Here is a 26,311-nt window from a genome sequence, read left to right as displayed (position 1 = left end):
TCACCACAAACTTATTTTATGATGAAAAATATCAGGACGCACTTTTCCCCTCATGGTTGAGCTTAAACGGATTACGCTTAAGAACAATCTGTAGAGAAAATCGCGACCCCACATTTCCAATCTTTAACTGAGGTGAAGACATGAGACTGATCCCTTTAGCCACACCTACCCAGGTGGGTAAATGGGCCGCACGCCATATTGTTAACCGCATTAACGCGTTTAATCCTGGCCCAGATCGTCCCTTCGTGCTAGGTCTGCCCACCGGTGGTACACCGCTGGAAGCGTACAAGCACCTGATCGAGATGCATAAAGCGGGCCAGGTTAGCTTTAAACACGTTGTCACCTTCAACATGGACGAATATGTCGGCCTGCCGAAGGAGCACCCGGAAAGTTACCATAGTTTCATGTACCGCAACTTTTTCGATCACGTTGATATTCAACCGGAAAATATCAATCTTCTGAATGGCAATGCCGAAGATATTGACGCAGAATGTCGCCAATACGAAGAGAAGATCCGCGCGCTGGGCAAAATCCATCTGTTTATGGGTGGCGTGGGCAACGATGGCCACATTGCCTTTAACGAACCCGCCTCCTCGCTGGCATCCCGTACCCGCATCAAAACGCTGACGCACGACACCCGCGTCGCCAATTCCCGTTTCTTTAACGGCGATGTGGATCAGGTGCCTAAATACGCCCTGACCGTCGGCGTGGGCACCTTGCTGGATGCCGAAGAAGTAATGATTCTGGTTACTGGCCATGTGAAAGCTCAGGCATTGCAGGCCGCCGTTGAAGGCAACGTGAATCATATGTGGACCATCAGCTGTCTGCAGCTGCATGCAAAATCTGTCGTGGTATGTGACGAACCCGCCACCATGGAACTGAAAGTGAAAACCGTGAAATATTTCCGCGAAATGGAAGCGGAAAATATGAAAGGTGTGTAAGACCACGTTGTAAAGATCCCGCTGCCCGTGCGCAGCGGGCTTAGCCGGGAGAGAAAAACGATGTACGCATTAGTAAACGGCCGGATTTTTACCGGTCATGAGATTCTGGATGACCACGCGGTAGTCATTGCAGATGGCCTGATTGAACGCGTCTGCCCGCGCGAGGCGCTGGACCCCTCGCTGCCGCAACAGGATGTTGCTGGTGCGTTTATCGCTCCCGGTTTTATCGATTTACAGCTGAACGGCTGTGGCGGCGTGCAATTTAACGATGATATTAATGCGCTGACCGTGGAAACGCTGGAAATCATGCAGCGCGCTAACGAGAAATCGGGCTGCACCAGTTACCTGCCGACGCTGATCACCAGCACTGACGAACTGATGAAGCGCGCGATTGAAACCATGCGCGCTTACCTCGCGAAGCATCAGAATCAGGCGCTGGGCCTGCACCTTGAAGGTCCGTGGCTGAACAAGGTGAAGAAAGGCACCCATAATCCCGCGCTGATTCGCCTGCCCGATGCGGAACTGGTGGATTTTCTCTGCGCTAACGCCGATGTGATCACCAAAGTCACGCTGGCGCCGGAAAATGCCGGCAGCGCGGTTATTCGCCAGTTGCGCGATGCCGGCATTATTGTTTCTGCCGGTCACTCCAACGCCACCTATGACGAAGCCAAAACCGGTTTTGCGGCTGGCGTCAGTTTTGCTACCCATCTGTATAATGCCATGCCTGCTTTCGCCGGACGCGAACCGGGTCTGATCGGTGCGCTGTTCGATTCGCCTGATGTATACTGCGGCATCATTGCGGATGGTTTACATGTCCACTACGCTAACGTGCGCAATGCAAAACGAATCAAAGGCGACAAACTGGTGCTGGTTACTGATGCCACTGCACCGGCTGGCGCGTCGATTGATAAATTTATTTTTGCAGGTAAAACAATATACTATCGCAATGGCCTTTGTGTGGATGAGCACGGTACCTTAAGTGGTTCCGCTATCACGATGATCGAAACGGTACAGAATTGCGTAGAACATTGCGGCATTGCGCTCGATGAAGCCCTGCGCATGGCAACGCTTTATCCGGCAAAGGCGATGGGTGTAGAGAAACAGTTAGGCACGGTCGAGGCAGGAAAAATCGCCAACCTGACGGTCTTTACCCGCGATTATCAAATCATTAAGACGTTCGTCAATGGAGACAACGTCCTCAGCGAGTAAGCATTGAATGACCACTGGCGGCCAGACTCAAATAGGAAATGTCGATCTTGTCAAGCAACTCAATAGTGCAGCCGTTTACCGGTTGATTGATCAACAAGGGCCTATTTCGCGCATCCAGATAGCCGAAGTCAGCCAGCTTGCGCCCGCCAGTGTTACCAAAATTACCCGCCAGTTGATTGAGCGCGGCCTGATAAAAGAGGTGGACCAGCAAGCGTCCACCGGCGGCCGCCGCGCCATCTCCATCATCACAGAAACCCGCCATTTTCATACCATCGGCGTGCGCCTCGGACGTAACGATGCCACGCTGACGCTGTTCGATCTCAGTGGTAAATCGCTGGCGCAGGAAGACTATCCGCTGCCGGAGCGCACTCAGGAAACGCTGGAAAATGCGCTGTTCAACGCCATCAGCGGGTTTATGGCGGCGCATCAACGCAAAATTCATGAACTGATCGCTATTGCGGTGATTCTGCCGGGGCTGGTGGATCCGATTAACGGCATCATTCGTTATATGCCGCACATTGCCGTCAGCCACTGGCCGCTGGTCGCCAGCCTGCAAAAACGTTTCAACGTGACCAGTTTTGTTGGCCATGATATCCGCAGCCTGGCCCTTGCCGAGCACTACTTCGGTGCAAGTCGCGACTGCGCAGACTCCATTCTGGTGCGTCTGCATCGTGGTACGGGCGCCGGTATCATCGCCAATGGACATATTTTTCTCGGCAGCAACGGAAACGTAGGCGAGATCGGCCATATTCAGGTGGACCCGCTTGGCGAGCGCTGCCATTGCGGCAACTTTGGTTGTCTGGAAACCATCGCCGCCAATGGCGCGATTGAAAACCGGGTGCGCCATCTGCTTAATCAGGGCTACCCGAGCACGCTGACGCTCAATGATTGCCAGATGACGCACATCTGCCGCGCCGCCAATCATGGCGATGCCCTGGCGTGCGAGGTGATTGAATATGTGGGCCGTTATCTCGGTAAAGCCATTGCGATCGCTATTAACCTGTTTAACCCGCAGAAAGTGGTGCTGGCCGGTGAAATCACCGAGGCAGACAAGGTGTTATTTCCGGCGATTGAGAGCTGTATCAACACCCAGGCACTGAATGCGTTTCGAAAAAATCTGCCAGTGGTACGCTCAGAGCTGGATCATCGTTCGGCTATCGGCGCTTTTGCGCTGGCGAAACGTGCGATGCTGAACGGCATTCTGCTGCAACATCTGCTGGAAGAGTAAACGATGCCTGCCACGCGGCAGGCCAGACCGGATGCAATCTATGACTATCAAAAGCGTAATCTGTGACATCGACGGTGTGTTGATGCACGACAATACCGCCGTTCCCGGCGCCCGCGAGTTTCTGCAACGCATCCTTGAAAAAAAGATGCCGCTGGTGGTGCTGACCAACTATCCATCGCAAACCGCGCAGGATCTGGCGAACCGTTTCGCCTCTGCCGGGATTGAAGTGCCGGATTCGGTGTTTTACACCTCGGCAATGGCCACGGCGGATTTTCTGCGGCGTCAGGAAGGCAAAAAAGCCTATGTGATTGGTGAAGGTGCGCTGATCCATGAGCTATATAAAGCCGGTTTCACCATCACTGACATCAATCCTGATTTTGTCATTGTCGGTGAAACCCGCTCCTTCAACTGGGACATGATGCATAAGGCGGCGTTTTTTGTTGCCAACGGCGCCCGCTTTATTGCCACCAACCCGGATACCCACGCGCGTAATTTCGTCCCTGCCTGCGGTGCGCTGTGCGCCGGGATTGAGAAAATTTCCGGTCGCAAGCCGTTCTATGTCGGCAAGCCCAGCCCCTACATTATGCGAGCGGCACTGAATAAGATGCAGGCGCATTCAGAAGAGACGGTGATTGTTGGCGATAATCTGCGTACCGATATCCTGGCAGGATTCCAGGCCGGTCTGGAGACCGTGCTGGTGCTGTCTGGCGTATCAACCCTGAGCGATATTGACGCCATGCCATTCCGTCCGGACTGGATCTACCCGTCCGTTGCCGATATCGACCTGTTCTGATTATCACCACAACTTATGGCCCGTCTGAGCGCTGAGCTTAGCCGGGCTGCTCCCCTTCCCCGTCCCCCGCGCGTTTGCCCCTCGTGCCGTATCGCTCACAAAACCAGCGAAAATATGAATTCATTAGATGGCATCTAATAAAATTGCGATTTAATTGAATTAAATTCAATTTTATTGCCTCACCAACATTCTTTTTCTCAACTAATCGTTTATTTGCTTGCATTACCACCATCAAATAGCGCATTTTCTTATACATCACGCAGCCGATGCTGCCGGACAAACGTAGAAATAACATCCCCGCAGGGTGAGATCAGGAGTCAGTTATGTGTTCGATTTTTGGTGTGCTGGATCTGAAAACCGATCCAATTGAACTGCGCAAGAAAGCGCTGGAATGTTCCCGTCTGATGCGCCACCGCGGCCCGGACTGGTCAGGCGTTTACGCCGATGACAAAGCCATTCTGGCGCATGAGCGCCTGTCGATTGTTGACGTCAACAACGGCGCACAGCCGCTGTACAACGCCGATCACACCCATGTCCTGGCCGTAAACGGTGAAATCTACAACCATCAGGCGCTGCGTGCTGAACTGAGCGACCGCTACCAGTTCCAGACCGGCTCTGACTGTGAAGTCATCCTCGCGCTGTATCAGGAAAAAGGCGTTGATTTCCTTGACGATCTGCAAGGCATGTTCGCCTTCATTCTGTGGGACAGCGTGAAGCAGCAATATCTGATTGGTCGTGACCATATCGGCATCATCCCGCTGTATATGGGTAACGATGAGCATGGCAACTTCTATGTCGCTTCAGAAATGAAAGCGCTGGTGCCGGTGTGCCGTTCCATCAAAGAATTCCCGCCGGGAAGCTACCTCTCCAGCACCGATGGCGAAATCCGTCGTTACTGGCAGCGTGACTGGATGGATTACAAAAGCGTTGAGAACAACGTCACTGATGCGGCTGGCCTGAAACACGCACTGGAAGAATCCGTGAAAAGCCACCTGATGTCAGACGTACCTTACGGTGTGCTGCTGTCTGGCGGTCTGGACTCCTCGATCATTTCTGCGGTAACCAAACGCTTTGCGGCGAAACGCGTAGAAGATCATGACAAGAGCGACGCCTGGTGGCCGCAGCTGCACTCTTTCGCTGTGGGTCTGGAAGGTTCACCGGATCTCAAGGCGGCGAAATCTGTCGCTGAACATCTTGGCACCGTGCACCATGAAATTCACTTCACCGTGCAGGAAGGCCTGGATGCGATCCGTGATGTGATTTACCACATCGAAACCTATGATGTGACCACCATTCGCGCCTCCACGCCGATGTATCTGATGTCGCGTAAAATCAAAGCGATGGGCATCAAAATGGTGCTGTCAGGCGAAGGTGCGGATGAAGTCTTTGGTGGCTACCTCTACTTCCACAAAGCGCCGAACGCCAAAGAGTTCCACGAGGAGAACGTACGTAAGCTGCTGGCCCTGCATATGTATGACTGCGCCCGTGCCAACAAAGCGATGTCCGCCTGGGGCGTGGAAGCGCGCGTGCCGTTCCTCGACAAGAAATTCCTTGATGTCGCGATGCGCATCAACCCGGAAGATAAATTATGTGGCAGCAACGGCAAGATGGAAAAACACATCCTGCGCGAATGCTTCTCCTCTTATCTGCCGGAAAGCGTGGCCTGGCGTCAGAAAGAGCAGTTCTCTGACGGCGTAGGTTACAGCTGGATCGACACGCTGAAAGAAGTTGCGGCGCAACAGGTCAGCGATCAGCAGCTGGCGACCGCCCACTTCCGTTTCCCGTACAACACGCCGAACTCAAAAGAGGCGTATCTGTACCGTGAGATCTTTGAGGAGCTGTTCCCGATCGCCAGCGCGGCCGAATGTGTGCCTGGCGGTCCGTCAGTGGCCTGTTCTTCCGCCAAAGCGATTGAGTGGGATGAGGCGTTTAAATCCATGGATGATCCATCAGGCCGTGCGGTCGGTGTGCATCAGTCAGCCTACAAATAAGGTTTTTTCCGTGGTGAATAAGGGACCTGAAAAGGTCCCTTTTTTTTGCAATTGCACTTGTTTCGATCGAAAATTGCCGAATAAATCATCAGCCTGGTTACAAGCCAGACAAACAGGTGCATTAAGGCAAAAAACGGTAAAAAATTTGTTGACGCTAAAAGGCTCAATACGCATAATGCGCCCCGCAACGCCGATGAAGGTAACGCGAAAAAAGATGGCTACGTAGCTCAGCTGGTTAGAGCACAGCACTCATAATGCTGGGGTCACAGGTTCGATTCCCGTCGTAGCCACCATCTTTTTGCGGGAGTGGCGAAATTGGTAGACGCACCAGATTTAGGTTCTGGCGCCGCAAGGTGTGCGAGTTCAAGTCTCGCCTCCCGCACCATTTCAGTCTTCGGCAGCCGGATGGGGTATCGCCAAGCGGTAAGGCACCGGTTTTTGATACCGGCATTCCCTGGTTCGAATCCAGGTACCCCAGCCAATCCGATGCACTCTCGTGGATACGAGTCGACTATTGGGATATCGCCAAGCGGTAAGGCACCGGTTTTTGATACCGGCATTCCCTGGTTCGAATCCAGGTATCCCAGCCATCATCGGGTGCTAAGCAGTAAGAAGTACAATTTGGCTACGTAGCTCAGCTGGTTAGAGCACAGCACTCATAATGCTGGGGTCACAGGTTCGATTCCCGTCGTAGCCACCATATTATTGGGGTGTCGCCAAGCGGTAAGGCAGTGGATTCTGATTCCACCATTCCGGGGTTCGAATCCCTGCACCCCAGCCATACAAAGACAATTTGATTAAACACCTATTGGGGTGTCGCCAAGCGGTAAGGCACCGGATTCTGATTCCGGCATTCCGGGGTTCGAATCCCTGCACCCCAGCCAAATTGCACAATAAAGCCCGCTTTTGCGGGCTTTGTTGTTTTTGCGTTTGATTATTTGCCTGACCAGGAGCGCATCAATGCGCTCCCTACAATCACAGCCCCAGGGCGTAACGCAACACCTTCCGTTTTAACGCCCCCGCATGTTCCGCCGCGATCAGCCCGAGATTGCGGGCAAAGCGTAACGGCGGCAATTTATTGCTGAAGGCGAAGTAAAACAGATCCATCCCGCCCTGCATCAGCAGATTGTCTCTGCGGCGCTGACGCTGATAACGCTGCAATACCGCCGCCGATGACCACGACTCGGCCTGACGACGCGCTTCCACCAGCGTATCCAGCAGCGCATCGACATCACGATAGCCGAGATTCACCCCCTGCCCGGCCAGCGGGTTGATGGTATGCGCCGCATCCCCCACCAGCGCCAGCCCACCGGTGACATAGCGGGTGGCATGACGCCGTACCAGCGGGAAAGATGCCGCCGCTTTCACCTGGAAACGTCCGACACGCGCCGGGAAATGAGCGTGGATCTCCTTCTCCAGCTGCGGCAGGGGCAGACTCTGTAACTGGCGAATACGCGACGGCGCGTCATACCACACCAGCGAGGCATGATGATCGAACAACGGCAGAAAGGCGCGCGGCCCTTCCGGCGTAAATTGCTGCCAGGTGGCATCACCGACTTCGTGCTCGCACTCCACGCTGATTAACATGCAGGATTGCGCGTAGTTCCAGCCATGCACGCCAATACCGGCCAGCTGCCGCACGCGTGAGTTGGCGCCATCCGCCCCCACCACCAGCCGCGCATCGAGCGTGGTGCCGTTATCCAGCTGCACATGCCAGCCGCCGCTGTGGGGCAACAGATTCTCCAGACTCGCCGGGCAACATAAGGTCACCCCGTCTTCCTGCATCTTTTCCCACAGCGCGCGTTGCAGCACGCTGTTTTCCACCATGTAGCCCAGCTCAGGCAGGCCGAGCGAGGCCGCATCGAAGGTGACATGGGCGGTTTGCCACTCCCAGGTTTCCAGCTTGCGGTACGGCGCGCAGCGCATCGCCTGCACTCGCGGCCAGACGTTAAGCTGTTGCAGTAGCGCCACCGAGGAGGCGCCTATCGCCGAAATACGCACGTCTGGCGCGCGCTCAGCATCAAAAGGCGCGGGTTCGGCACGTTCCACCACCGCCACGCGAAACTGCTGCTGCGCAAGGCCGCAGGCCAGTGCCGCTCCGACCATGCCACCGCCGATCACCACCACATCAAACTGTGAATCCTGCATTGCCTGTTATCCCTCTTCCTGACGCCGTGCTTATTCTGCGAAGTGTACCGGAAATTCGTATCACGATCAGAAAAGCCCTTACCCTTATACTGGTCACAACAGCATCAAAGCATTACAATACGCGCCCAGCACTTACCTGCACTGAATTAATGGCTAGCTCGATGACCAAAAAACTGCATATCAAAACCTGGGGCTGTCAGATGAATGAGTACGATTCATCGAAGATGGCTGACCTGCTGAACAGCACGCACGGCTACACCCTGACTGAGGAAGCTGATGAGGCGGATGTTCTGCTGCTCAACACCTGCTCTATCCGTGAGAAGGCGCAGGAGAAGGTTTTCCATCAGTTAGGACGCTGGAAAAAGCTGAAAGAGCGTAATCCCGACCTGATCATTGGCGTGGGCGGCTGCGTGGCTTCCCAGGAAGGCGATCATATTCGTCAGCGCGCGCCTTGCGTTGATATCGTGTTTGGCCCGCAAACGCTGCATCGCCTGCCGGAGATGATTAACACGGTGCGCGGCAGCAAAAGCCCGATCGTTGACATCAGCTTCCCGGAAATCGAAAAATTCGACCGTCTGCCCGAACCGCGCGCCGAAGGCCCCACCGCGTTTGTCTCCATCATGGAAGGCTGCAACAAATACTGTACTTTCTGCGTGGTGCCTTACACCCGTGGCGAAGAAGTGAGCCGCCCGAGCGACGACATTCTGCTGGAGATCGCCCAACTGGCGGCGCAGGGTGTCCGTGAAGTCAACCTGCTGGGACAGAACGTAAACGCCTATCGCGGCGCAACCTTTGACGGTGACATCTGCACTTTTGCCGAGCTGCTGCGCCTGGTCGCGGCGATTGACGGTATCGACCGCATTCGTTTCACCACCAGCCACCCGATTGAGTTCACCGACGACATCATTGATGTTTATCGTGATACGCCGGAGCTGGTGAGCTTCCTGCATCTGCCGGTACAGAGCGGCGCTGACCGTATCCTGACGCTGATGAAACGCGCACACACCGCGCTGGAGTACAAAGCGATCATCCGTAAGCTGCGCGTAGCACGCCCGGATATTGAGATCAGCTCGGACTTCATCATCGGCTTCCCTGGCGAAACCCAGCAGGATTTTGAACAGACCATGAAACTGATTGGTGATATCAATTTCGATATGAGCTTCAGCTTCATCTACTCCGCGCGTCCGGGTACCCCGGCGGCCGATCTGCCGGACGATGTGCCGGAAGAGGAGAAGAAACAGCGTCTGTACATCCTGCAGGACCGTATCAACCAACAGGCGATGGCGATTAGCCGCCGTATGCTGGGCACGGTACAGCGTATTCTGGTGGAAGGCACCTCACGTAAAAACGTGATGGAGCTGTCGGGCCGTACCGCCAACAACCGCGTAGTGAACTTCGAAGGCTCCGTGGCGATGATTGGTAAGTTCGTTGACGTGGAAATCGTCGATGTTTATACCAACTCGCTGCGCGGTAAAGTGGTGCGTACTGAAGCCGAAATGGGCCTGCGCGTGGTGGAAAGTCCGGCTTCGGTCATTGCGCGTACGCGTAAAGAGAACGAAATCGGCGTGGGTACCTTCCAGCCTTGAACCCCCGACCTTTGAGCGACAGCGCACAAAACGCTGTCGCCTGTTACCTCAGGCAGCACTTGGTTTCTGCAGGTGCTGCCCAAATATCTCCCCTGAAGCTTGCGCCCAGGCGTTGCCCCATAAATAATTCCGTAATGATGCGTCAGGCTTGCTGCCACGCGTCGGACACATTTTTTCAACTGGCCCTGAGTGACCCAAAGGATTCATTTGAATATCGAAACTCGTGAAATCGCCCTTGAACCGGTAGATAACCGCCGACTGCTCAGCCTGTGCGGTCCGTTTGATGACAATGTGAAACAGCTTGAACGACGTTTGGGGATCGAAATCAATCGTCGTGACAACCAGTTTAAGCTGGTTGGCCGCGCCCTGTGCGTCAATGCGGCGGCAGATATTCTGCGCACCCTGTATGTGGATACGGCGCCGGTACGCGGCCAGATCCCGGATATCGAGCCGGAGCAGATCCATTTAGCGATCAAAGAGAGTCGCGTACTGGAACAAACCGCCGAAAGCGTGCCGGAATTCGGCAAGGCGGTAAACATCAAGACCAAGCGTGGCGTTATTAAGCCGCGTACGCCGAACCAGGCGCAGTACATCGCCAATATCCTCGATCACGACATCACCTTCGGCATCGGCCCGGCCGGTACCGGTAAAACCTATCTGGCGGTTGCGGCGGCAGTCGATGCGCTGGAGCGCCAGGAAATTCGCCGTATTCTGCTGACGCGTCCGGCGGTGGAAGCCGGGGAAAAACTTGGCTTCTTGCCGGGCGATCTCAGCCAGAAGGTCGATCCTTATCTGCGCCCGCTGTACGACGCGCTGTTCGAGATGCTCGGCTTTGAGCGCGTGGAAAAGCTGATGGAACGCAACGTCATTGAAGTTGCGCCCCTCGCCTATATGCGCGGTCGTACGCTGAATGACGCTTTTATCATCCTTGATGAGAGCCAGAACACCACCATCGAACAGATGAAGATGTTCCTGACGCGTATTGGTTTTAACTCGAAAGCGGTGATTACCGGTGACGTGACGCAGATTGACCTGCCACGCCATACCAAATCCGGCCTGCGCCACGCGATTGAAGTGCTGTCGGAAGTGGATGAGCTGAGCTTCAATTTCTTCCACAGCGAAGACGTGGTGCGCCATCCGGTGGTCGCGCGTATCGTTATCGCCTATGAAGCCTGGGAAGAAGCGGATCAGAAACGCCGCGACAAACAGGCCGAAGAACGTAAACGCGAAGCGCTGGCTACACAGCTTGCTTCCCAACCCAGCCCGCAGGAGCCTTCATGAGCGCGGTGATTCTTGATTTACAACTCGCCTGCGCCAGTAGCCAGGGATTGCCCGACGAAGCCGCATTTCAGCGCTGGCTGGAAGCGGCGGTAACGCCGTTCCAGCCGGAGAGCGAAGTCACCATTCGTCTGGTGGATGAAGCGGAAAGTCATGAGCTAAATCTGACTTATCGTGGCAAAGACAAGCCGACCAACGTGCTCTCCTTCCCCTTCGAAGCACCGCCGGGCATCGAGTTGCCGCTACTTGGCGACCTGATTATTTGCCGTCAGGTGGTGGAGCAAGAGGCTGCTGAGCAAGGAAAAACCGTGGAGGCCCATTGGGCGCACATGGTGGTTCACGGCACGCTGCATCTGCTGGGTTATGACCATATCGAAGACGAAGAAGCCGAAGAGATGGAAGCACTGGAGACCGAGATAATGCTTGCTCTTGGTTATCCTGATCCGTACATTTCGGAGAAAGAAGACGCCTGAGCCTCTGGCTCAGGTATTTCCGCTGCTGGCCTGGAAGCCGGTAGTTCCATTCCCTCATTCGAGAGAACTAAATAAAAACGCCATGAGCGACGACCATTCTCAAAACAGCGACGCACCCAGTAGTAAAAAGGGATTTTTTTCCCTGTTAATCAACCAACTGTTCCACGGCGAACCTAAAAACCGTGATGAACTGCTGGGGCTAATCCGCGATTCTGAGCAAAAAGAACTGATTGACCAGGACACGCGCGACATGCTGGAAGGCGTACTGGATATTGCCGAACAGCGCGTCCGCGACATCATGATCCCCCGCTCGCAAATGATTACCCTGAAACGTAATCAGAGCCTTGAAGAGTGCCTGGCGGTGATTATCGAATCCGCCCACTCACGCTTCCCGGTGATCAGCGAAGATAAAGATCATGTTGAAGGCATTCTGATGGCCAAAGATTTGCTGCCCTTTATGAGCAGCGCCTCAGAGCCGTTCAGCATCGAGAAAGTGCTGCGCACCGCCGTGGTGGTGCCGGAAAGCAAGCGCGTTGACCGTATGCTGAAAGAGTTCCGTTCACAGCGCTACCATATGGCGATTGTGATTGATGAGTTTGGCGGCGTGTCGGGTCTGGTGACCATTGAAGACATCCTCGAACTGATTGTCGGAGAGATTGAAGACGAATATGACGATGAAGAGGATCGTGATATCCGTCAGTTAAACCGCCACACCTATACGGTGCGTGCGCTGACGCAGATTGAAGACTTCAATGAGGTATTCGGCACCGGCTTCAGCGACGACGAAGTCGATACCATTGGCGGTCTGGTGATGCAGGGATTCGGCCACCTTCCCGCGCGCGGCGAAAGCATTGAAATTGATGGTTACCAATTCAAGGTCGCCATGGCTGACAGTCGCCGTATCATCCAGGTGCATGTAAAAATTCCGGAAGACTCGCCGCTCCCCCAACTGGATGACGAAGAATAAGTTTATGGCTTTAGCCTCTCTCTACTCGCGGCAGCGGGTCCGCCTGCTGCTGGCGTTGATAACGGGTGCCATCGGCACCCTTTCCTTTTCCCCCTATGATTTCTGGCCAGCGGCCCTGATTTCGCTGTGCGGCCTGCAACTGCTGTTGCTGGATCGCCGTACCGCGCAGGCTTCAGCCATTGGTTTCGCCTGGGGTTTTGGTCTGTTCGGCAGTGGCATCAACTGGGTATACGTCAGCATCGCTACCTTTGGTGGTATGCCCGGCCCGGTCAACGTGTTCCTGGTGATCCTGCTGGCCGCCTATCTGTCGCTCTATCCGATGCTGTTTGCCATCCTGCTGAATCGCCTGTGGCCGCGCGCGACCCTGTGGCGTCTGGCGCTGGCGGCACCGGCGTTGTGGCAGATCACCGAATTCCTGCGCGGCTGGATCCTCACCGGCTTCCCGTGGTTGCAGTTCGGCTACAGCCAGATTGACGGTCCGCTCAAAGGCCTGGCGCCGCTGGCGGGGGTGGAAACCATCACCTTCCTGCTGATGGTGATTGCTGGTCTGCTGGTGTATGCCCTGCATCAGCGCAGCGTAAAAAGCCTGGTGGCTGCCGCGATCCTGCTGCTGCTGCCGTGGCCGTTGCGGATGCTGCAATGGTATCAGCCGCTGCCAGAACGCAGCGTTGATGTGGCAATGGTGCAGGGAAATATCCCGCAGTCGATGAAGTGGGACCCGCAGCAGCTGCTGAATACCCTGCGTATCTACACTTCGTCCAGCCAGCCGTGGATGGGGAAAGCCCCGATCATCATCTGGCCAGAATCGGCGATTACCGACCTGGAAAGCAATCAGCAGCCGTTCCTGCACGCGCTTGATGACGAATTACGCGCCAGAGGCAGCTCGCTTATCACCGGCATCGTCGATTCACGTCTGGAAGGCGACAACCGTTATCACGATTACAATTCGGTGATTGTGCTGGGCGGAGAGCAGCCTTACAGCTACCAGAGTCAGAATCGTTATCAGAAGAACCATCTGGTGCCGTTCGGTGAGTTTGTGCCGCTGGAAGATTTACTGCGTCCGCTGGCGCCGTTCTTTGATTTGCCGATGTCGTCCTTCAGCCGTGGGGCTTACATCCAGCCGCAGCTGAAAGTGTCGGGCTACAACCTGACCAGCGCCATCTGCTATGAAATCGTGCTGGGCGAACAGGTGCGAGCCAATTTCCGTCCGGATACCAATTTCCTGCTCACCGTATCAAACGATGCCTGGTTTGGTCACTCCATCGGCCCGTGGCAACATCTGCAAATGGCGCGGATGCGTGCGCTGGAGCTGGGACGTCCGTTGCTGCGTTCCACTAATAATGGCGTCACCGCCGTGGTCAATGCCAATGGCGACATAGACAAGATGCTGCCGCAGTTTACCCAGGACGTGCTGACAGCCAAAGTCACGCCGACCAGCGGCATCACGCCTTATGATAAAGCGGGCGTCTGGCCGGTCTGGGTACTTACCCTGCTGGGTGTGATGCTGGCATTTATCCGCCGCCGCCGTTAACCGCGACAGATATCCTCCAAGGCGAAGCTGACCCTTCGCCTTTTTTTATCGCGCTTTTCCGCTCCCTTCTCTCACCTTTCCCACATTCTCTGCTGCTTTTTTACACTCATTAATCGCTTTGGCACGATCATTGCTATTTATTTCAGTGTTTTTCGTAAACATCAGCGATTGTCAGCGTAATACGGATTTATCCGCACCATAACAACGCACCAATCCGCACCATTCTGGCGCAGTGGTCAAATATTGCCTTTTATTGGTGCGGCGCGGCTCGCAAAAAAGAAACTTCTTTGTTTCATTGCGTTAACAATTCGCTATGTTAATCCTGAACTGCGCGCCATTAAGCGCGGGGATAACCAGAAAAGCAGCAGGAAATACACACAACATCACAAATCTGCGTAGTAAATATGCTGCGCGACATCCATACGAAGGAGTTGGAACATGCAGATGCGCAAAGTGGCATTATCTCTTCTGCTGTTAGGTGCAGCAGCGGGGGCGGCCCAGGCGGAAGATCTCAGCGGCACCCTGAAAAAAATTAGCGACAACGGCGTGATTGTCGTCGGGCACCGTGAATCATCAGTTCCCTTTTCTTATTATGATAACCAGCAAAAAGTGGTCGGCTATTCACAGGACTACTCCAACGCCATTGTGGCCGCGATTAAAGCCAAGCTGAACAAGCCGGATTTGCAGGTCAAAATGCTGCCAATCACCTCACAAAACCGTATTCCGCTGCTGCAAAACGGCACCTACGATTTTGAGTGTGGTTCCACCACCAACAACCTTGAGCGTCAGCAACAGGCGGCCTTCTCTGACACTATTTTTGTCATCGGCACCCGTCTGCTGGTCCAGAAAGGCAGCCCGATTAAAGATTTCGCCGATCTGAAAGGCAAAACCGTCGTGGTGACCTCGGGTACCACCTCTGAAGTTCTGCTGCATAAGCTGAACGATGAGAAAAAAATGGATATGCGCATCATCAGCGCCAAAGACCACGGCGATTCGTTCCGTACGCTGGAAACCGGCCGTGCCGTTGCCTTTATGATGGATGATGCCCTGCTGGCAGGCGAGCGCGCGAAAGCGAAGAAACCGGACAACTGGGAAATCGTCGGCACGCCGCAATCGAAAGAAGCCTACGGTTGTATGCTGCGTAAAGATGATCCGCAGTTCAAAACTCTGGTGGACGATACCATCGCCAAAGCACAGACCTCAGGTGACGCAGCGAAATGGTTCGATACCTGGTTCAAACAACCTATTCCGCCGAAAAACCTGAACATGAACTTCGAGCTGTCTGACGACATGAAAGCGCTGTTCAAATCACCTAACGACAAAGCACTGAACTAACGACAACAACAAGGGCAGCCGCGCTGCCCTCTCGATTGCTGAACACGCGGTGCGGACAGACAGACTCTCTCAGGTCGTTCCCCTGAGAAGGGCAATAAGACACCGCTCATCAATCTTCTGGGTAGCTTCCGCTACCCTTTTTTTACCGGAGCTTGTTATGGGTATCGACTGGAACTGGGGCATTTTTTTACAACAGGCCCCGTTCGGCAATACGACCTACCTCGGCTGGCTGTGGTCCGGATTTCAGGTGACCGTTGCCGTCTCCTGCTGCGCCTGGATTATCGCTTTCCTCGTAGGTTCCTTATTTGGCATTCTGCGTACCGTACCGAACCGCTGGCTTTCGACCCTCGGTACCTGCTACGTAGAACTGTTTCGTAATATTCCGCTGATTGTGCAGTTCTTCTTCTGGTATCTGGTGGCGCCGGAACTGGTGGGACAAAACCTTGGCATGTGGTTTAAATCGGAACTGGACCCCAATATTCAGTTCTTCTCGGCGTCCGTGATTTGTCTGGGGCTGTTCACCGGCGCACGCGTGTGCGAGCAGGTCCGCGCGGCGATCCAGTCGCTGCCCAGCGGCCAGAAAAACGCGGGACTGGCGATGGGCCTGACGTTGCCGCAGACCTACCGCTATGTGTTGCTGCCGAATGCCTATCGCGTCATTGTTCCGCCGATGACCTCGGAAATGCTCAACCTGGTGAAAAACTCGGCCATTGCCTCCACTATCGGCCTGGTCGATATGGCCGCGCAGGCCGGTAAGCTGCTGGACTATTCAGCCCATGCTTACGAATCTTTCACCGCCATCACCCTGGCTTACGTGGGTATTAACCTGGTGATTATGCTGATCATGAATCTGGTAGAACGCAAAATTCGCCTGCCCGGCAATCTGGGAGGCAAGTAAATGTACGATTTTGACTGGAGTTCGATTCCTCCCAGCCTGCCCTACCTGTTAAGCGGGATGGTGATTACCCTGAAAATCACCGCGGTTGCGGTGGTGTTTGGCATTATCTGGGGCACCATTCTGGCGGTGATGCGTCTGTCGGCGCTCGCGCCGGTGCGCTGGTTCGCCAAACTGTACGTCAACCTGTTCCGCTCTGTGCCATTGGTGATGGTGCTGCTGTGGTTCTATCTGGTGGTACCGAGCTTTTTGCAGCAGGTACTGGGCATCTCGCCCAAAACCGATATCCGCCTGATCTCCGCCATGGTGGCGTTTGCGCTGTTTGAGGCCGCCTACTATTCAGAGATTATTCGCGCCGGTATCCAGAGCATCTCGCGTGGGCAATCCAATGCCGCGCTGGCGCTGGGCATGACCCACTGGCAATCGATGCAGCTGATCGTGTTGCCGCAGGCGTTTCGCGCCATGGTGCCGCTGCTGCTCACTCAGGGGATCGTGCTGTTCCAGGATACGTCGCTGGTTTATGTACTCAGCCTGGCGGACTTCTTCCGCACCGCCTCCACCATTGGTGAGCGTGACGGTACCCAGGTAGAAATGATTTTGTTTGCCGGTCTGGTCTATTTCGTGATCAGCCTGAGCGCTTCGCTGTTGGTTAGCTATCTGAAAAGAAAAAGGACGGTTTAAATGATTAGCCTGAAAAATGTTTCTAAGTGGTATGGGCACTTTCAGGTGCTGACCGACTGCTCCACTGAGGTGAAAACCGGCGAAGTGGTGGTGGTGTGCGGTCCGTCCGGTTCCGGCAAATCGACGCTGATTAAAACGGTGAATGGCCTGGAGCCGATTCAGCAGGGCAGCATTCAGGTCACAGGCATTGAAGTGAACAACAAGAAAACCAACCTCGCGCAGCTGCGCAGCAAGGTCGGCATGGTGTTTCAGCACTTCGAACTGTTCCCGCATCTCAGCATCGTCGACAACCTGACGCTGGCGCAGGTAAAAGTGCTGAAGCGTGATAAAAAAGCGGCGCGCGAGAAAGGGCTGAAATTGCTGGCGCGCGTGGGGTTATCCGCCCATGCAGATAAGTTTCCCGGTCAGCTTTCCGGCGGCCAGCAGCAGCGTGTAGCCATTGCCCGTGCGCTCTGTATGGACCCGGTAGCGATGCTGTTCGATGAACCGACCTCAGCGCTCGACCCGGAAATGATCAATGAAGTGCTGGATGTGATGGTGGAACTGGCGCAGGAAGGCATGACCATGATGGTGGTCACCCACGAAATGGGCTTTGCGCGCAAAGTGGCCAACCGCGTGATCTTTATGGATGAAGGTAAAATTATCGAAGACACCAACAAAGATGACTTCTTTAATAACCCGCAGTCCGATCGTGCCAAAGACTTCCTGGCGAAGATTCTGCATTAAAATCACACCCACTCACCACCTTCTCCCGCTTGCGGGAGAAGGTCGGGATGAGGGAATCACAATAATATCAGGGTTCAAACGGCTGGCGCTGGAACTGATCGTGCCCACACTCCGGGCAACGGGTTAAGGTTTCCGGGGTATAAATGGCGCGGATAAAATGGCACTTCTCGCACACCAGATTTCCCAGCCCCACCACCTCTCCGCTTTGATATACGCCGTGATGGCGCAGGTCCTGAAACACCTCTCGCCACTCCAGCTGGCTCTTATCGGTAATATCGGCCAACTCTTTCCAGAGGCTCTCGCGAATCACACGCATAAATATCGAATCGCCCAGCACATCGGAAGACTCTTCATAGCTGAGGGCGAACTCCTGGAGATCCCGTCGAACCGCACGCATCACCTGATCGACCTCTGCCGTGGTCAGCGACTCCTCCGTTAGCAGGCGCTGCCGGGCCTCAGCCACCAGCACATCAATATTACGCTCGCCGCGTTCCAGCCGTTGAGTTAATGCCGCTACCGTTGCACGATACACCTGCGCCACGTTATTCATTTTGTTCTCCTTTCTGCTGCGGATGCTCAGAGTAAGTTTAGTCTCTCTGCAACATTTGCAGGCGCGCTGTCCGGGTAAATCGCAAAAGGGTGAATGCGGCGGCGCATTCGGCAGAAATCGCGGCGGCAAAGGCGCGAAGTGTTGTTGAGGGGCAGCCTTATGGGTATGCTATGCGGATCTAAAAGTACGCTTAGAGCGATATTCATTAAGGACCACTGGCAGCCATGCAAGAGCAATACCGCCCGGAAGAGATAGAATCCCGCGTCCAGCAGCACTGGGACGAAAATGAAACCTTCAAAGTGACCGAGCAGGAAGGCAAAGAGAAATACTACTGCCTATCTATGCTGCCCTATCCTTCTGGCCGCCTGCACATGGGCCATGTGCGTAACTACACCATCGGTGATGTGATTGCCCGTTATCAGCGTATGCTCGGCAAAAACGTCCTGCAGCCGATTGGCTGGGATGCGTTTGGTCTGCCCGCTGAAGGCGCCGCGGTAAAAAACAACACCGCGCCGGCTCCGTGGACTTACGACAACATCCAATACATGAAAAACCAGCTCAAGCTGCTGGGTTTTGGCTACGACTGGAGCCGTGAACTGGCGACCTGTCAGCCGGAATACTATCGCTGGGAGCAGTGGTTCTTCACCAAACTGTACGAAAAGGGTCTGGTATACAAAAAGACCTCAGCGGTGAACTGGTGCCCGAATGATCAGACGGTACTGGCTAACGAGCAGGTTATCGACGGCTGCTGCTGGCGCTGCGACACCAAAGTTGAACGTAAAGAGATCCCACAGTGGTTCGTGAAAATCACTGACTACGCGGAAGAACTGCTGAACGACCTCGACAAGCTGGAAGACTGGCCTGAGCAGGTCAAAACCATGCAGCGTAACTGGATTGGTCGTTCTGAAGGCGTGGAGATCACCTTCGACGTGGCCTACAGCGCCGAAAAAGTCACCGTCTACACCACGCGTCCCGACACCTTCTTAGGCGCCACCTATGTGGCTGTGGCCGCTGGTCACCCGCTGGCAACGCAGGCGTCAGCCAGCAACCCGGCGCTGGCGGATTTCATCGCGGAATGCCGCAACACCAAAGTGGCCGAAGCCGATATGGCGACGATGGAGAAAAAAGGCATGGCCACCGGCCTGTTTGCCATCCATCCGCTGACCGGCGAAGAGATCCCGGTATGGGTCGCTAACTTTGTCCTGATGGAATACGGCACCGGCGCCGTGATGGCGGTTCCGGGCCATGACCAGCGCGACTGGGAATTTGCCACTAAATACGATCTGCCGATCAAACCGGTTATCCTGAATAGCGACGGTTCAGCCCCCGATCTGAGCACGGCGGCGATGACCGAAAAAGGCACGCTGTTCAACTCGGGTGAATACGACGGTCTCGACCACCAGGCAGGCTTTAACGCCATCGCTGACGCGCTGGCCGCCAAAGGCGTGGGCGTTCGTAAGGTGAACTATCGTCTGCGCGACTGGGGTGTTTCCCGTCAGCGCTACTGGGGCGCCCCGATCCCGATGGTCACGCTGGAAGATGGCACCGTGATGCCGACGCCGGAAGACCAGCTGCCGGTGATCCTGCCGGAAGACGTGGTAATGGATGGTATCACCAGCCCGATCAAAGCCGATCCGGAGTGGGCGAAAACCACCGTTAACGGTCAGCCTGCGCTGCGTGAAACCGACACCTTCGACACCTTTATGGAGTCATCCTGGTACTACGCGCGTTATACCTGTGCTAACTACAATGAAGGCATGCTGGACCCGGCCGCAGCGAACTACTGGCTGCCGGTCGATCAGTATGTGGGCGGTATCGAACACGCCATCATGCACCTGATGTATTTCCGCTTCTATCACAAGCTGCTGCGTGATGCTGGCCTGGTCAACTCTGACGAACCGGCAAAACGTCTGCTGTGTCAGGGCATGGTTCTGGCTGATGCGTTTTACTACGTGGGCGCCAACGGCGAGCGTAACTGGGTATCTCCGGTTGACGTGAACGTGGAGCGCGACGATAAAGGCCGTATCGTGAACGCCATCGACAATCAGGGCCGCGAAGTGATTTACGCGGGCATGAGCAAAATGTCGAAGTCGAAAAACAACGGCATCGACCCGCAGCTGATGGTTGAGCGCTACGGTGCGGATACCGTTCGTCTGTTTATGATGTTTGCCTCCCCGGCAGAGATGACGCTGGAGTGGCAGGAATCAGGCGTGGAAGGGGCTAACCGCTTCCTGAAACGTGTCTGGAAACTGGCTTACGATCATGTGGCTAAAGGCGCAACGGTTGCGCTGGATGTCGACAGCCTGAATGACGATCAGAAAGCGCTGCGTCGCGATCTGCACAAAACCATCGCGAAAGTGGCGGATGATATTGGCCGTCGTCAGACGTTCAACACCGCGATTGCGGCGATTATGGAGCTGATGAACAAGCTGATCCGTGCGCCGCAGGAGAGCGAGCAGGATCGCGCTCTGCTACAGGAAGCGCTGGTTGCCGTCACCCGTCTGCTCTACCCGTTCACGCCGCACACCAGCTACGCGCTGTGGGAAGCGCTGGGCGGTAAAGGTAACATCGACGACGCCAGCTGGCCGGTCGCCGATGAAGCCGCCATGGTTGAAGATTCACTGCTGGTTGTAGTTCAGGTTAATGGCAAAGTGCGCGGCAAGATCACCGTTGCGCCCGATGCGACTCAGGAGCAGGTGCAGGCGCGTGCCGCGCAGGAGCATCTGGTGGCGAAATATCTGGATGGCGTCACCATTCGTAAAGTGATTTATGTCCCCGGCAAACTGCTTAACCTGGTCGTAGGTTAAGTTCAGGAGGAACTGTGCGACAACTGATTATCAGGCTGTTTGTCCTGCTGGCGGTGATGATCACCGCTGGCTGTGGTTTTCATCCGCGCGGCACCACTCAGGTGCCTGCCGAAATGAAAACGCTGATCGTTTCTACCGGCGACCCGTATGGGCCGCTGGCGCGAACTGTACGTCAGCAGCTGCGTCTTAATAACGTACGCATTGTTGATGATACCAAAGAGACGCGTGCCACCATTCCGACGCTGCGTCTGGGCGTGGAAGCGCAGGGGCGCGATACCGCATCGGTGTTTATCAGCGGCACCACCGCCGAATATTCACTGTACCTGTCGCTCACCGCCCAGGTGCTGTTGCCTGGCAAAGGGATCTATCCGATCAGCACCACGGTGTATCGTTCGTTCTTCGATAACCCGAACGCCGCGCTGGCGAAGGATGCTGAGCAGGACAAGATCATTCAGGAGATGCGTCAGCGTGCGGCCGAGCAGTTAGTGCGTAAACTGCTGGTGGTGCATGCCGCGCAGGAAAGTCATAAAGATACCCTGCCGCAGCCTGAGGTTATCGCACCCGGCGAAAACTCACCGGAAGTGTCCTCCTCGTCAGCCACCAGTCTGCAATGATCAGGATTTATCCTGAGCAACTCAGCGCGCAGCTCCGTGAGGGGCTGCGCGCCTGTTATTTTCTCACCGGCAATGAACCGCTGTTGATTCAGGAGAGCGCCGACGCCATTCGCTCGGCGGCGACCACGCAGGGATTCGAAGAACATTTTAGCGCCACGCTGGATGCGCAAACCGACTGGGACAGCCTGTTCGCCAGCTGTCAGTCCCTCAGCCTGTTCACCCAGCGCCAGACGCTCACGCTGCAATTCCCGGAAAATGGCCCCAATGCCGCCATGGCCGAGCAGCTGATCAAACTCGCCAGCCTGTTGCACAGCGATATTCTGCTGGTGCTGCGCATGGCGAAACTGACCAAAGCGCAGGAAAACAGCGCCTGGTTTAAGGCCCTGAGTGCTCAGGCGGTGCTGGTACCCTGCCAGACGCCGGAGCAGGCGCAGTTGCCCCGTTGGGTGACGACGCGGGCCAAAGCGATGAAACTCAACGTTGATGACGCCGCCATTCAGCTGCTTTGCTACTGTTATGAAGGCAATCTGCTGGCGCTGGCGCAGGCGCTGGAGCGGCTTTCGCTGTTATGGCCGGATGGTAAGCTGACGCTGCCGCGGGTGGAAGAAGCGGTGAACGATGCCGCACACTTTACCCCGTTCCACTGGGTTGATGCCCTGCTGGCCGGAAAAAGTAAACGCGCGCTGCATATCCTGCATCAGCTGGAGAAAGAAGACAGCGAAGTGGTGATCCTGCTGCGCAGCCTGCAACGCGATCTGCTGACGTTGCTGCATCTGCAACGTCATCAGGCAAAGCAGCCGCTGCGCACCCTGATGGATCAACAACGTATCTGGCAGAACCGCCGTGCGCTGTTTATGGAAGCCCTGCAACGGCTGGATGCCCGCCGCTTACAGCGAGCCATTCATCTGCTGGCCGAGCTGGAGCTGTCGCTGAAACAGGATTACGGTCAAAACCTGTGGCCGCAGCTGGAAACCCTGTCGCTGCTGCTGTGCCACCGCGATTTCCCAATGAGCTTTGCTGATGTCTGAACTTTACGCCCTGTTTGGCGGCACCTTTGATCCGATCCATTATGGCCACCTGCGCCCGGTTGAAGCGCTGGCGCAGCAGATCGGCCTGAAGAAGGTCACGCTGCTGCCCAACAATGTGCCGCCGCATCGCCCGCAACCCGAAGCCAGTGCCCAGCAACGCGTGGAGATGCTGCGCTGCGCCATTGCGCAGCGCCCGCTGTTTGATATCGACACGCGCGAGCTGCAACGCGCAACGCCGTCCTGGACAGTGGACACGCTGGAAGCATTGCGTGCGGAACGCGGTGCGCACCAGCCTCTCGGATTTATCATCGGTCAGGATTCTCTGCTAACGTTAGCAAAGTGGCATCGCTGGCAGGATTTGCTGTCGCTGTGCCATCTGCTGGTGTGCAAGCGTCCGGGTTACCCGGCGCAGATGGACACCCCTGAGATGCAACAGTGGCTGGATCAGCATCTCGCGCGCGATGCACAACAGCTGCATCGTCTTCCGGCTGGCCTTATCTGGCTGGCCGATACGCCGCTTTTCGACATTTCCGCCACGGAAATTCGCCAGCGCCGCCACGCGGGCGGGTCTGTCGCGGATTTACTGCCTGCGGCGGTTATCGACTATATCGATCGCGTCGGCTTATACCTTAAATAATTCGGCTTGCAGGAACGCGCGCAGTTAACGCAGATGCAGCCTGAAGTATGACAGGTATATATCGCGACTGATGGCGGCGTGCTATACTGCGCCGCTTCATTTTTGGCTGCATTCCTGGGCGTTCAGCCTGCCCGTAATCACCTGTTTTGAGGGGGGAACCTTTTGCAAGGTAAAGCACTCCAAGAGTTCGTTATTGATAAGATTGATGATCTCAAAGGCCAGGATATCGTCGCACTCGACGTTCAGGGCAAATCCAGCATCACCGATTGCATGATTATCTGCACCGGCACATCAACCCGTCATGTGACCTCCATCGCTGACCACGTCATGCAGGAATCACGCGCCGCTGGCCTGATGCCGTTAGGCGTCGAAGGTAAAGCGGCAGCCGACTGGGTGGTTGTGGATCTCGGCGAAGTGATTGTGCACGTCATGCAGGAAGATAGCCGCCAGCTGTATGAGCTGGAAAAGCTCTGGAGCTAAGCGGTGAAACTGCAGCTTGTGGCCGTCGGCACCAAAATGCCCGACTGGGTTCAGACCGGATTTACCGAGTATCTGCGCCGTTTCCCTAAAGATATGCCGCTGGAACTTACCGAAGTGACAGCAGGCAAGCGCGGCAAGAATGCCGACATCAAACGCATTCTCGAAAAAGAAGGCGAAGCGATGCTGGCCGCCGTGGGTAAAGGCAATCGCATTGTGACGCTGGACATTCCCGGACAGCCGTGGGAAACCCCACAGCTGGCGCAGCAGCTGGAACGCTGGAAGCAGGACGGACGCGATGTCAGCCTGCTGATCGGCGGACCGGAAGGTCTGGCGCCTGCCTGTAAGGCGGCGGCAGAGCAGAGCTGGTCTCTGTCGGCGCTGACGCTGCCACACCCGCTGGTGCGCGTGCTGGTGGCCGAAAGCCTCTATCGCGCCTGGAGCATTACCGCCAATCATCCTTATCATCGTGAATAAACGCCAGGCCAACCCCGGACATTAAACGCAGCGGATGAAATTACAAAGCAACGCCTTTCGCGATTACACTGCCGAACAAAAATTGTTTGTCCGTAGGGCTTTAGTCGCCTTTTTCGGTATCCTGCTGCTTTCCGGCATTCTGGTGGTCAACCTGTACCACCTGCAAATTCTGCGTTTTACCGATTACAGCACCCGCTCCAATGAAAACCGCATCAAGCTGGTGCCGGTGGCCCCGAGCCGCGGCATTATCTTTGATCGCAACGGCGTGCCGCTGGCCCTCAACCGCACCATCTATCAGGCTGAACTGGTGCCGGAAAAAGTCGATGATCTGAAGCAAACGCTACAGGATCTGCGTCCGGTACTGGACCTCACTGATGACGATCTCGATGCGTTTGAAAAAGAGCGCAAGCGTTCACGACGCTTTACCTCCATTCCGGTAAAAACCGCGCTGAGCGACGTCCAGGTGGCGCGTTTTGCCGTAAATCAGTACCGTTTCCCCGGCGTGGAAGTGAAAGGCTATCAGCGCCGTTACTACCCCTACGGTCAGACGCTGACGCACGTAGTTGGCTACGTCTCGAAAATTAACGATCGTGATGTCACCCGCCTCGATCAGGAAGGCAAATGGCCGAACTATGCGGCCACCCACGATATCGGCAAACTCGGTATCGAAAACTATTATGAAGACGTGTTGCACGGCAAAACCGGTTACGAAGAGGTGGAAGTCAACAACCGTGGCCGCGTGATCCGTCAGCTACACGAAGAGTCGCCGCAGGCGGGTCGCGATATCTACCTCACCATCGACCTCAAGTTACAGCAATACATCGAGACCCTGCTGGCCGGCAGCCGTGCCGCAGTGGTGGTTAGTGACCCGCGTACCGGCGAAATCCTTGCGCTGGTCTCGACGCCAAGCTACGACCCGAATCTGTTTGTTGATGGCATCACCAGTAAAGATTACAAAGCGTTGCTCAACGACGAAAACCGTCCGCTGTACAATCGCGCGTTGCAGGCCGCGTATCCTCCGGCTTCCACCGTGAAACCATATGTTGCCGTGTCCGCGCTGAGCGCCGGCGTCATTAACCGCAACACCAGCCTGTTCGATCCCGGCTGGTGGCAGTTGCCTGGCTCGGAAAAGCGTTATCGTGACTGGAAAAAATGGGGCCACGGCCGCCTCAACGTCACCAAAGCGCTGGAAGAGTCCGCCGATACCTTCTTCTATCAGGTCGCTTATGACATGGGCATCGATCGCCTGGGCGAGTGGATGACCAAATTTGGTTATGGTCATCGCACCGGCATCGACCTGCCGCAGGAGAGTCCCGGTAACATGCCGACACGAGATTGGAAGCTGAAACGCTTTAAAAAACCCTGGTATCAGGGTGACACTATCCCGGTGGGGATCGGCCAGGGTTACTGGACGGCCACCCCGGTACAGATGAATAAAGCGATGATGATTCTGATTAACGATGGCGTGATCAAAGTGCCCCACCTGCTGCGCGCCACGCGTGAGGGCCATACCATGGTGCCGTATCGCCAGCCGCCGGACGCGCCGATTGGCGATATCCACTCCGGCTACTGGGAGATCGCCAAAGATGGCATGTACGGCGTTGCCAACCGTCCGAACGGCACGGCGCATAAGAGCTTTGCCGATGCGCCCTACAAAGTCGCCGCTAAATCGGGTACCGCACAGGTTTTCGGGCTGAAAGAGAACGAAACCTATAACGCACACAAAATTGCTGAGCGTCTGCGCGACCACAAACTGATGACCGCCTTCGCGCCTTATGACAAACCGCGCGTGGCCGTCACCATGATCCTGGAGAACGGCGGCGCAGGCCCGGCGGTCGGCTCGGTGATGCGCCAGATTCTCGACCACATTATGTTAGGCGACAACAACACGGTCCTGCCTGAAGCAGCACCGACGCCACCCGGTTACGAAGGTGAATAA

At 55.6% G+C, this 26,311-nt stretch carries 23 protein-coding genes and 7 tRNA genes; 28 read left to right on the top strand and 2 right to left on the bottom strand.

What is annotated here, in order from left to right; all coding sequences use genetic code 11:
- Nucleotides 1-140 precede the first annotated feature (140 nt).
- The 12 genes from nagB to AC6I8V_RS05635 all read left to right on the top strand — a co-directional run bounded on the left by nagB (nt 141) and on the right by AC6I8V_RS05635 (nt 7,046).
- Nucleotides 141-941: a glucosamine-6-phosphate deaminase gene (gene nagB / locus AC6I8V_RS05690; protein WP_497844925.1), complete on the top strand. Its 801-nt coding sequence runs from the start codon at nt 141-143 to the stop codon at nt 939-941.
- A gap of 60 nt (nt 942-1,001) precedes the next feature.
- A complete protein-coding gene (gene nagA, locus AC6I8V_RS05685) occupies nt 1,002-2,150 on the top strand; it encodes an N-acetylglucosamine-6-phosphate deacetylase (protein WP_497844924.1) in 1,149 nt (382 codons plus the stop codon).
- A gap of 7 nt (nt 2,151-2,157) precedes the next feature.
- Nucleotides 2,158-3,378 carry a DNA-binding transcriptional regulator NagC gene (nagC, locus tag AC6I8V_RS05680; protein ID WP_497844923.1) on the top strand — a complete coding sequence of 407 codons (1,221 nt, stop codon included), beginning with the start codon at nt 2,158-2,160 and terminating at the stop codon, nt 3,376-3,378.
- Nucleotides 3,379-3,418: 40 nt separating this feature from the next.
- A complete protein-coding gene (locus tag AC6I8V_RS05675; RefSeq protein WP_497844922.1) occupies nt 3,419-4,171 on the top strand; it encodes an HAD-IIA family hydrolase in 753 nt (250 codons plus the stop codon).
- Nucleotides 4,172-4,494: 323 nt separating this feature from the next.
- Nucleotides 4,495-6,162 carry an asparagine synthase B gene (asnB, locus tag AC6I8V_RS05670; protein ID WP_497844921.1) on the top strand — a complete coding sequence of 556 codons (1,668 nt, stop codon included), beginning with the start codon at nt 4,495-4,497 and terminating at the stop codon, nt 6,160-6,162.
- A gap of 216 nt (nt 6,163-6,378) precedes the next feature.
- Nucleotides 6,379-6,455: transfer RNA gene (locus AC6I8V_RS05665), tRNA-Met, on the top strand.
- Nucleotides 6,456-6,462: 7 nt separating this feature from the next.
- A tRNA-Leu gene (locus tag AC6I8V_RS05660) sits at nt 6,463-6,547 on the top strand.
- Nucleotides 6,548-6,568: 21 nt separating this feature from the next.
- Nucleotides 6,569-6,643: transfer RNA gene (locus AC6I8V_RS05655), tRNA-Gln, on the top strand.
- Between the two features lie 34 nt (nt 6,644-6,677).
- Nucleotides 6,678-6,752 (top strand) — tRNA-Gln (locus tag AC6I8V_RS05650).
- A gap of 33 nt (nt 6,753-6,785) precedes the next feature.
- Nucleotides 6,786-6,862: transfer RNA gene (locus tag AC6I8V_RS05645), tRNA-Met, on the top strand.
- A 6-nt stretch (nt 6,863-6,868) separates the two neighbouring features.
- A tRNA-Gln gene (locus AC6I8V_RS05640) sits at nt 6,869-6,943 on the top strand.
- A gap of 28 nt (nt 6,944-6,971) precedes the next feature.
- Nucleotides 6,972-7,046 (top strand) — tRNA-Gln (locus AC6I8V_RS05635).
- Between the two features lie 91 nt (nt 7,047-7,137).
- Here the strand turns inward: AC6I8V_RS05635 and ubiF are convergent.
- Complete coding sequence (gene ubiF / locus AC6I8V_RS05630) at nt 7,138-8,310, bottom strand: 3-demethoxyubiquinol 3-hydroxylase (protein WP_497844920.1); 1,173 nt, start codon at nt 8,308-8,310, stop codon at nt 7,138-7,140.
- Nucleotides 8,311-8,471: 161 nt separating this feature from the next.
- Here ubiF and miaB point away from each other — a divergent pair, with 161 nt between their 5' ends.
- From miaB to AC6I8V_RS05585, 9 genes are all read left to right on the top strand, one after another.
- Nucleotides 8,472-9,896 (top strand): tRNA (N6-isopentenyl adenosine(37)-C2)-methylthiotransferase MiaB, encoded by a 1,425-nt coding sequence (miaB, locus tag AC6I8V_RS05625; protein WP_497844919.1) that lies wholly within the window; start codon nt 8,472-8,474, stop codon nt 9,894-9,896.
- 207 nt (nt 9,897-10,103) lie between these two features.
- Nucleotides 10,104-11,177, top strand: coding sequence for a PhoH family protein (locus AC6I8V_RS05620; protein ID WP_497844918.1), 1,074 nt, complete (start codon nt 10,104-10,106; stop codon nt 11,175-11,177).
- Nucleotides 11,174-11,647: an rRNA maturation RNase YbeY gene (gene ybeY / locus AC6I8V_RS05615; RefSeq protein ID WP_497844917.1), complete on the top strand. Its 474-nt coding sequence runs from the start codon at nt 11,174-11,176 to the stop codon at nt 11,645-11,647. Before AC6I8V_RS05620 ends, ybeY begins: the two co-directional genes overlap by 4 nt.
- A gap of 82 nt (nt 11,648-11,729) precedes the next feature.
- Entirely contained in the window at nt 11,730-12,614 is an 885-nt protein-coding gene (gene corC, locus AC6I8V_RS05610; RefSeq protein WP_497844916.1) for a CNNM family magnesium/cobalt transport protein CorC, read from the top strand.
- A 4-nt stretch (nt 12,615-12,618) separates the two neighbouring features.
- Nucleotides 12,619-14,145, top strand: coding sequence for an apolipoprotein N-acyltransferase (gene lnt, locus AC6I8V_RS05605; RefSeq protein WP_497844915.1), 1,527 nt, complete (start codon nt 12,619-12,621; stop codon nt 14,143-14,145).
- A gap of 438 nt (nt 14,146-14,583) precedes the next feature.
- Nucleotides 14,584-15,480 (top strand): amino acid ABC transporter substrate-binding protein, encoded by an 897-nt coding sequence (locus tag AC6I8V_RS05600; RefSeq protein WP_497844914.1) that lies wholly within the window; start codon nt 14,584-14,586, stop codon nt 15,478-15,480.
- Nucleotides 15,481-15,637: 157 nt separating this feature from the next.
- Nucleotides 15,638-16,378: an amino acid ABC transporter permease gene (locus AC6I8V_RS05595; protein WP_497844913.1), complete on the top strand. Its 741-nt coding sequence runs from the start codon at nt 15,638-15,640 to the stop codon at nt 16,376-16,378.
- On the top strand, nt 16,379-17,056 hold the full coding sequence (gene gltK, locus AC6I8V_RS05590; protein ID WP_497844912.1) for a glutamate/aspartate ABC transporter permease GltK: 678 nt from the start codon (nt 16,379-16,381) through the stop codon (nt 17,054-17,056). It begins immediately after the preceding gene.
- Entirely contained in the window at nt 17,057-17,782 is a 726-nt protein-coding gene (locus tag AC6I8V_RS05585) for an amino acid ABC transporter ATP-binding protein (protein ID WP_497844911.1), read from the top strand. It begins immediately after the preceding gene.
- A gap of 67 nt (nt 17,783-17,849) precedes the next feature.
- Here the strand turns inward: AC6I8V_RS05585 and AC6I8V_RS05580 are convergent, their stop codons facing one another.
- Nucleotides 17,850-18,332, bottom strand: a complete 483-nt coding sequence (locus AC6I8V_RS05580; RefSeq protein ID WP_497844910.1) for a zinc ribbon-containing protein — start codon at nt 18,330-18,332, stop codon at nt 17,850-17,852.
- 224 nt (nt 18,333-18,556) lie between these two features.
- Here AC6I8V_RS05580 and leuS point away from each other — a divergent pair, with 224 nt between their 5' ends.
- From leuS to mrdA, 7 genes are all read left to right on the top strand, one after another.
- A complete protein-coding gene (leuS, locus tag AC6I8V_RS05575; RefSeq protein ID WP_497844909.1) occupies nt 18,557-21,139 on the top strand; it encodes a leucine--tRNA ligase in 2,583 nt (860 codons plus the stop codon).
- A 14-nt stretch (nt 21,140-21,153) separates the two neighbouring features.
- Complete coding sequence (gene lptE / locus AC6I8V_RS05570; RefSeq protein WP_497844908.1) at nt 21,154-21,753, top strand: LPS assembly lipoprotein LptE; 600 nt, start codon at nt 21,154-21,156, stop codon at nt 21,751-21,753.
- On the top strand, nt 21,750-22,781 hold the full coding sequence (holA, locus tag AC6I8V_RS05565) for a DNA polymerase III subunit delta (protein WP_497844907.1): 1,032 nt from the start codon (nt 21,750-21,752) through the stop codon (nt 22,779-22,781). Before lptE ends, holA begins: the two co-directional genes overlap by 4 nt.
- Entirely contained in the window at nt 22,774-23,418 is a 645-nt protein-coding gene (gene nadD, locus AC6I8V_RS05560) for a nicotinate-nucleotide adenylyltransferase (RefSeq protein ID WP_497844906.1), read from the top strand. The genes holA and nadD overlap by 8 nt, the downstream gene beginning before the upstream one ends.
- Nucleotides 23,419-23,580: 162 nt before the next feature.
- Complete coding sequence (gene rsfS / locus AC6I8V_RS05555) at nt 23,581-23,898, top strand: ribosome silencing factor (protein ID WP_497844905.1); 318 nt, start codon at nt 23,581-23,583, stop codon at nt 23,896-23,898.
- Nucleotides 23,899-23,901: 3 nt separating this feature from the next.
- Entirely contained in the window at nt 23,902-24,372 is a 471-nt protein-coding gene (gene rlmH / locus AC6I8V_RS05550; RefSeq protein ID WP_013508252.1) for a 23S rRNA (pseudouridine(1915)-N(3))-methyltransferase RlmH, read from the top strand.
- 34 nt (nt 24,373-24,406) lie between these two features.
- Nucleotides 24,407-26,311, top strand: coding sequence for a peptidoglycan DD-transpeptidase MrdA (gene mrdA / locus AC6I8V_RS05545; protein ID WP_497844904.1), 1,905 nt, complete (start codon nt 24,407-24,409; stop codon nt 26,309-26,311).

The organism is Pantoea sp. X-Soil-TKNS-1207, assembly GCF_059730485.1.
Note: the sequence above shows the minus strand (reverse complement) of the source record. Positions and strands in the feature narration are given on the sequence as shown.

Coding starts and splice junctions, on each gene's coding strand:
- corC (WP_497844916.1), top strand. CDS start 11,730: ATGAGCGACGACCATTCTCAAAACAGCGACGCACCCAGTAGTAAAAAG.
- miaB (WP_497844919.1), top strand. CDS start 8,472: ATGACCAAAAAACTGCATATCAAAACCTGGGGCTGTCAGATGAATGAG.
- gltK (WP_497844912.1), top strand. CDS start 16,379: ATGTACGATTTTGACTGGAGTTCGATTCCTCCCAGCCTGCCCTACCTG.
- nagB (WP_497844925.1), top strand. CDS start 141: ATGAGACTGATCCCTTTAGCCACACCTACCCAGGTGGGTAAATGGGCC.
- asnB (WP_497844921.1), top strand. CDS start 4,495: ATGTGTTCGATTTTTGGTGTGCTGGATCTGAAAACCGATCCAATTGAA.
- ybeY (WP_497844917.1), top strand. CDS start 11,174: ATGAGCGCGGTGATTCTTGATTTACAACTCGCCTGCGCCAGTAGCCAG.
- AC6I8V_RS05600 (WP_497844914.1), top strand. CDS start 14,584: ATGCAGATGCGCAAAGTGGCATTATCTCTTCTGCTGTTAGGTGCAGCA.
- AC6I8V_RS05595 (WP_497844913.1), top strand. CDS start 15,638: ATGGGTATCGACTGGAACTGGGGCATTTTTTTACAACAGGCCCCGTTC.
- mrdA (WP_497844904.1), top strand. CDS start 24,407: ATGAAATTACAAAGCAACGCCTTTCGCGATTACACTGCCGAACAAAAA.
- nadD (WP_497844906.1), top strand. CDS start 22,774: ATGTCTGAACTTTACGCCCTGTTTGGCGGCACCTTTGATCCGATCCAT.
- AC6I8V_RS05580 (WP_497844910.1), bottom strand. CDS start 18,332: ATGAATAACGTGGCGCAGGTGTATCGTGCAACGGTAGCGGCATTAACT.
- nagA (WP_497844924.1), top strand. CDS start 1,002: ATGTACGCATTAGTAAACGGCCGGATTTTTACCGGTCATGAGATTCTG.
- leuS (WP_497844909.1), top strand. CDS start 18,557: ATGCAAGAGCAATACCGCCCGGAAGAGATAGAATCCCGCGTCCAGCAG.
- lnt (WP_497844915.1), top strand. CDS start 12,619: ATGGCTTTAGCCTCTCTCTACTCGCGGCAGCGGGTCCGCCTGCTGCTG.
- holA (WP_497844907.1), top strand. CDS start 21,750: ATGATCAGGATTTATCCTGAGCAACTCAGCGCGCAGCTCCGTGAGGGG.
- AC6I8V_RS05675 (WP_497844922.1), top strand. CDS start 3,419: ATGACTATCAAAAGCGTAATCTGTGACATCGACGGTGTGTTGATGCAC.
- nagC (WP_497844923.1), top strand. CDS start 2,158: ATGACCACTGGCGGCCAGACTCAAATAGGAAATGTCGATCTTGTCAAG.
- AC6I8V_RS05585 (WP_497844911.1), top strand. CDS start 17,057: ATGATTAGCCTGAAAAATGTTTCTAAGTGGTATGGGCACTTTCAGGTG.
- ubiF (WP_497844920.1), bottom strand. CDS start 8,310: ATGCAGGATTCACAGTTTGATGTGGTGGTGATCGGCGGTGGCATGGTC.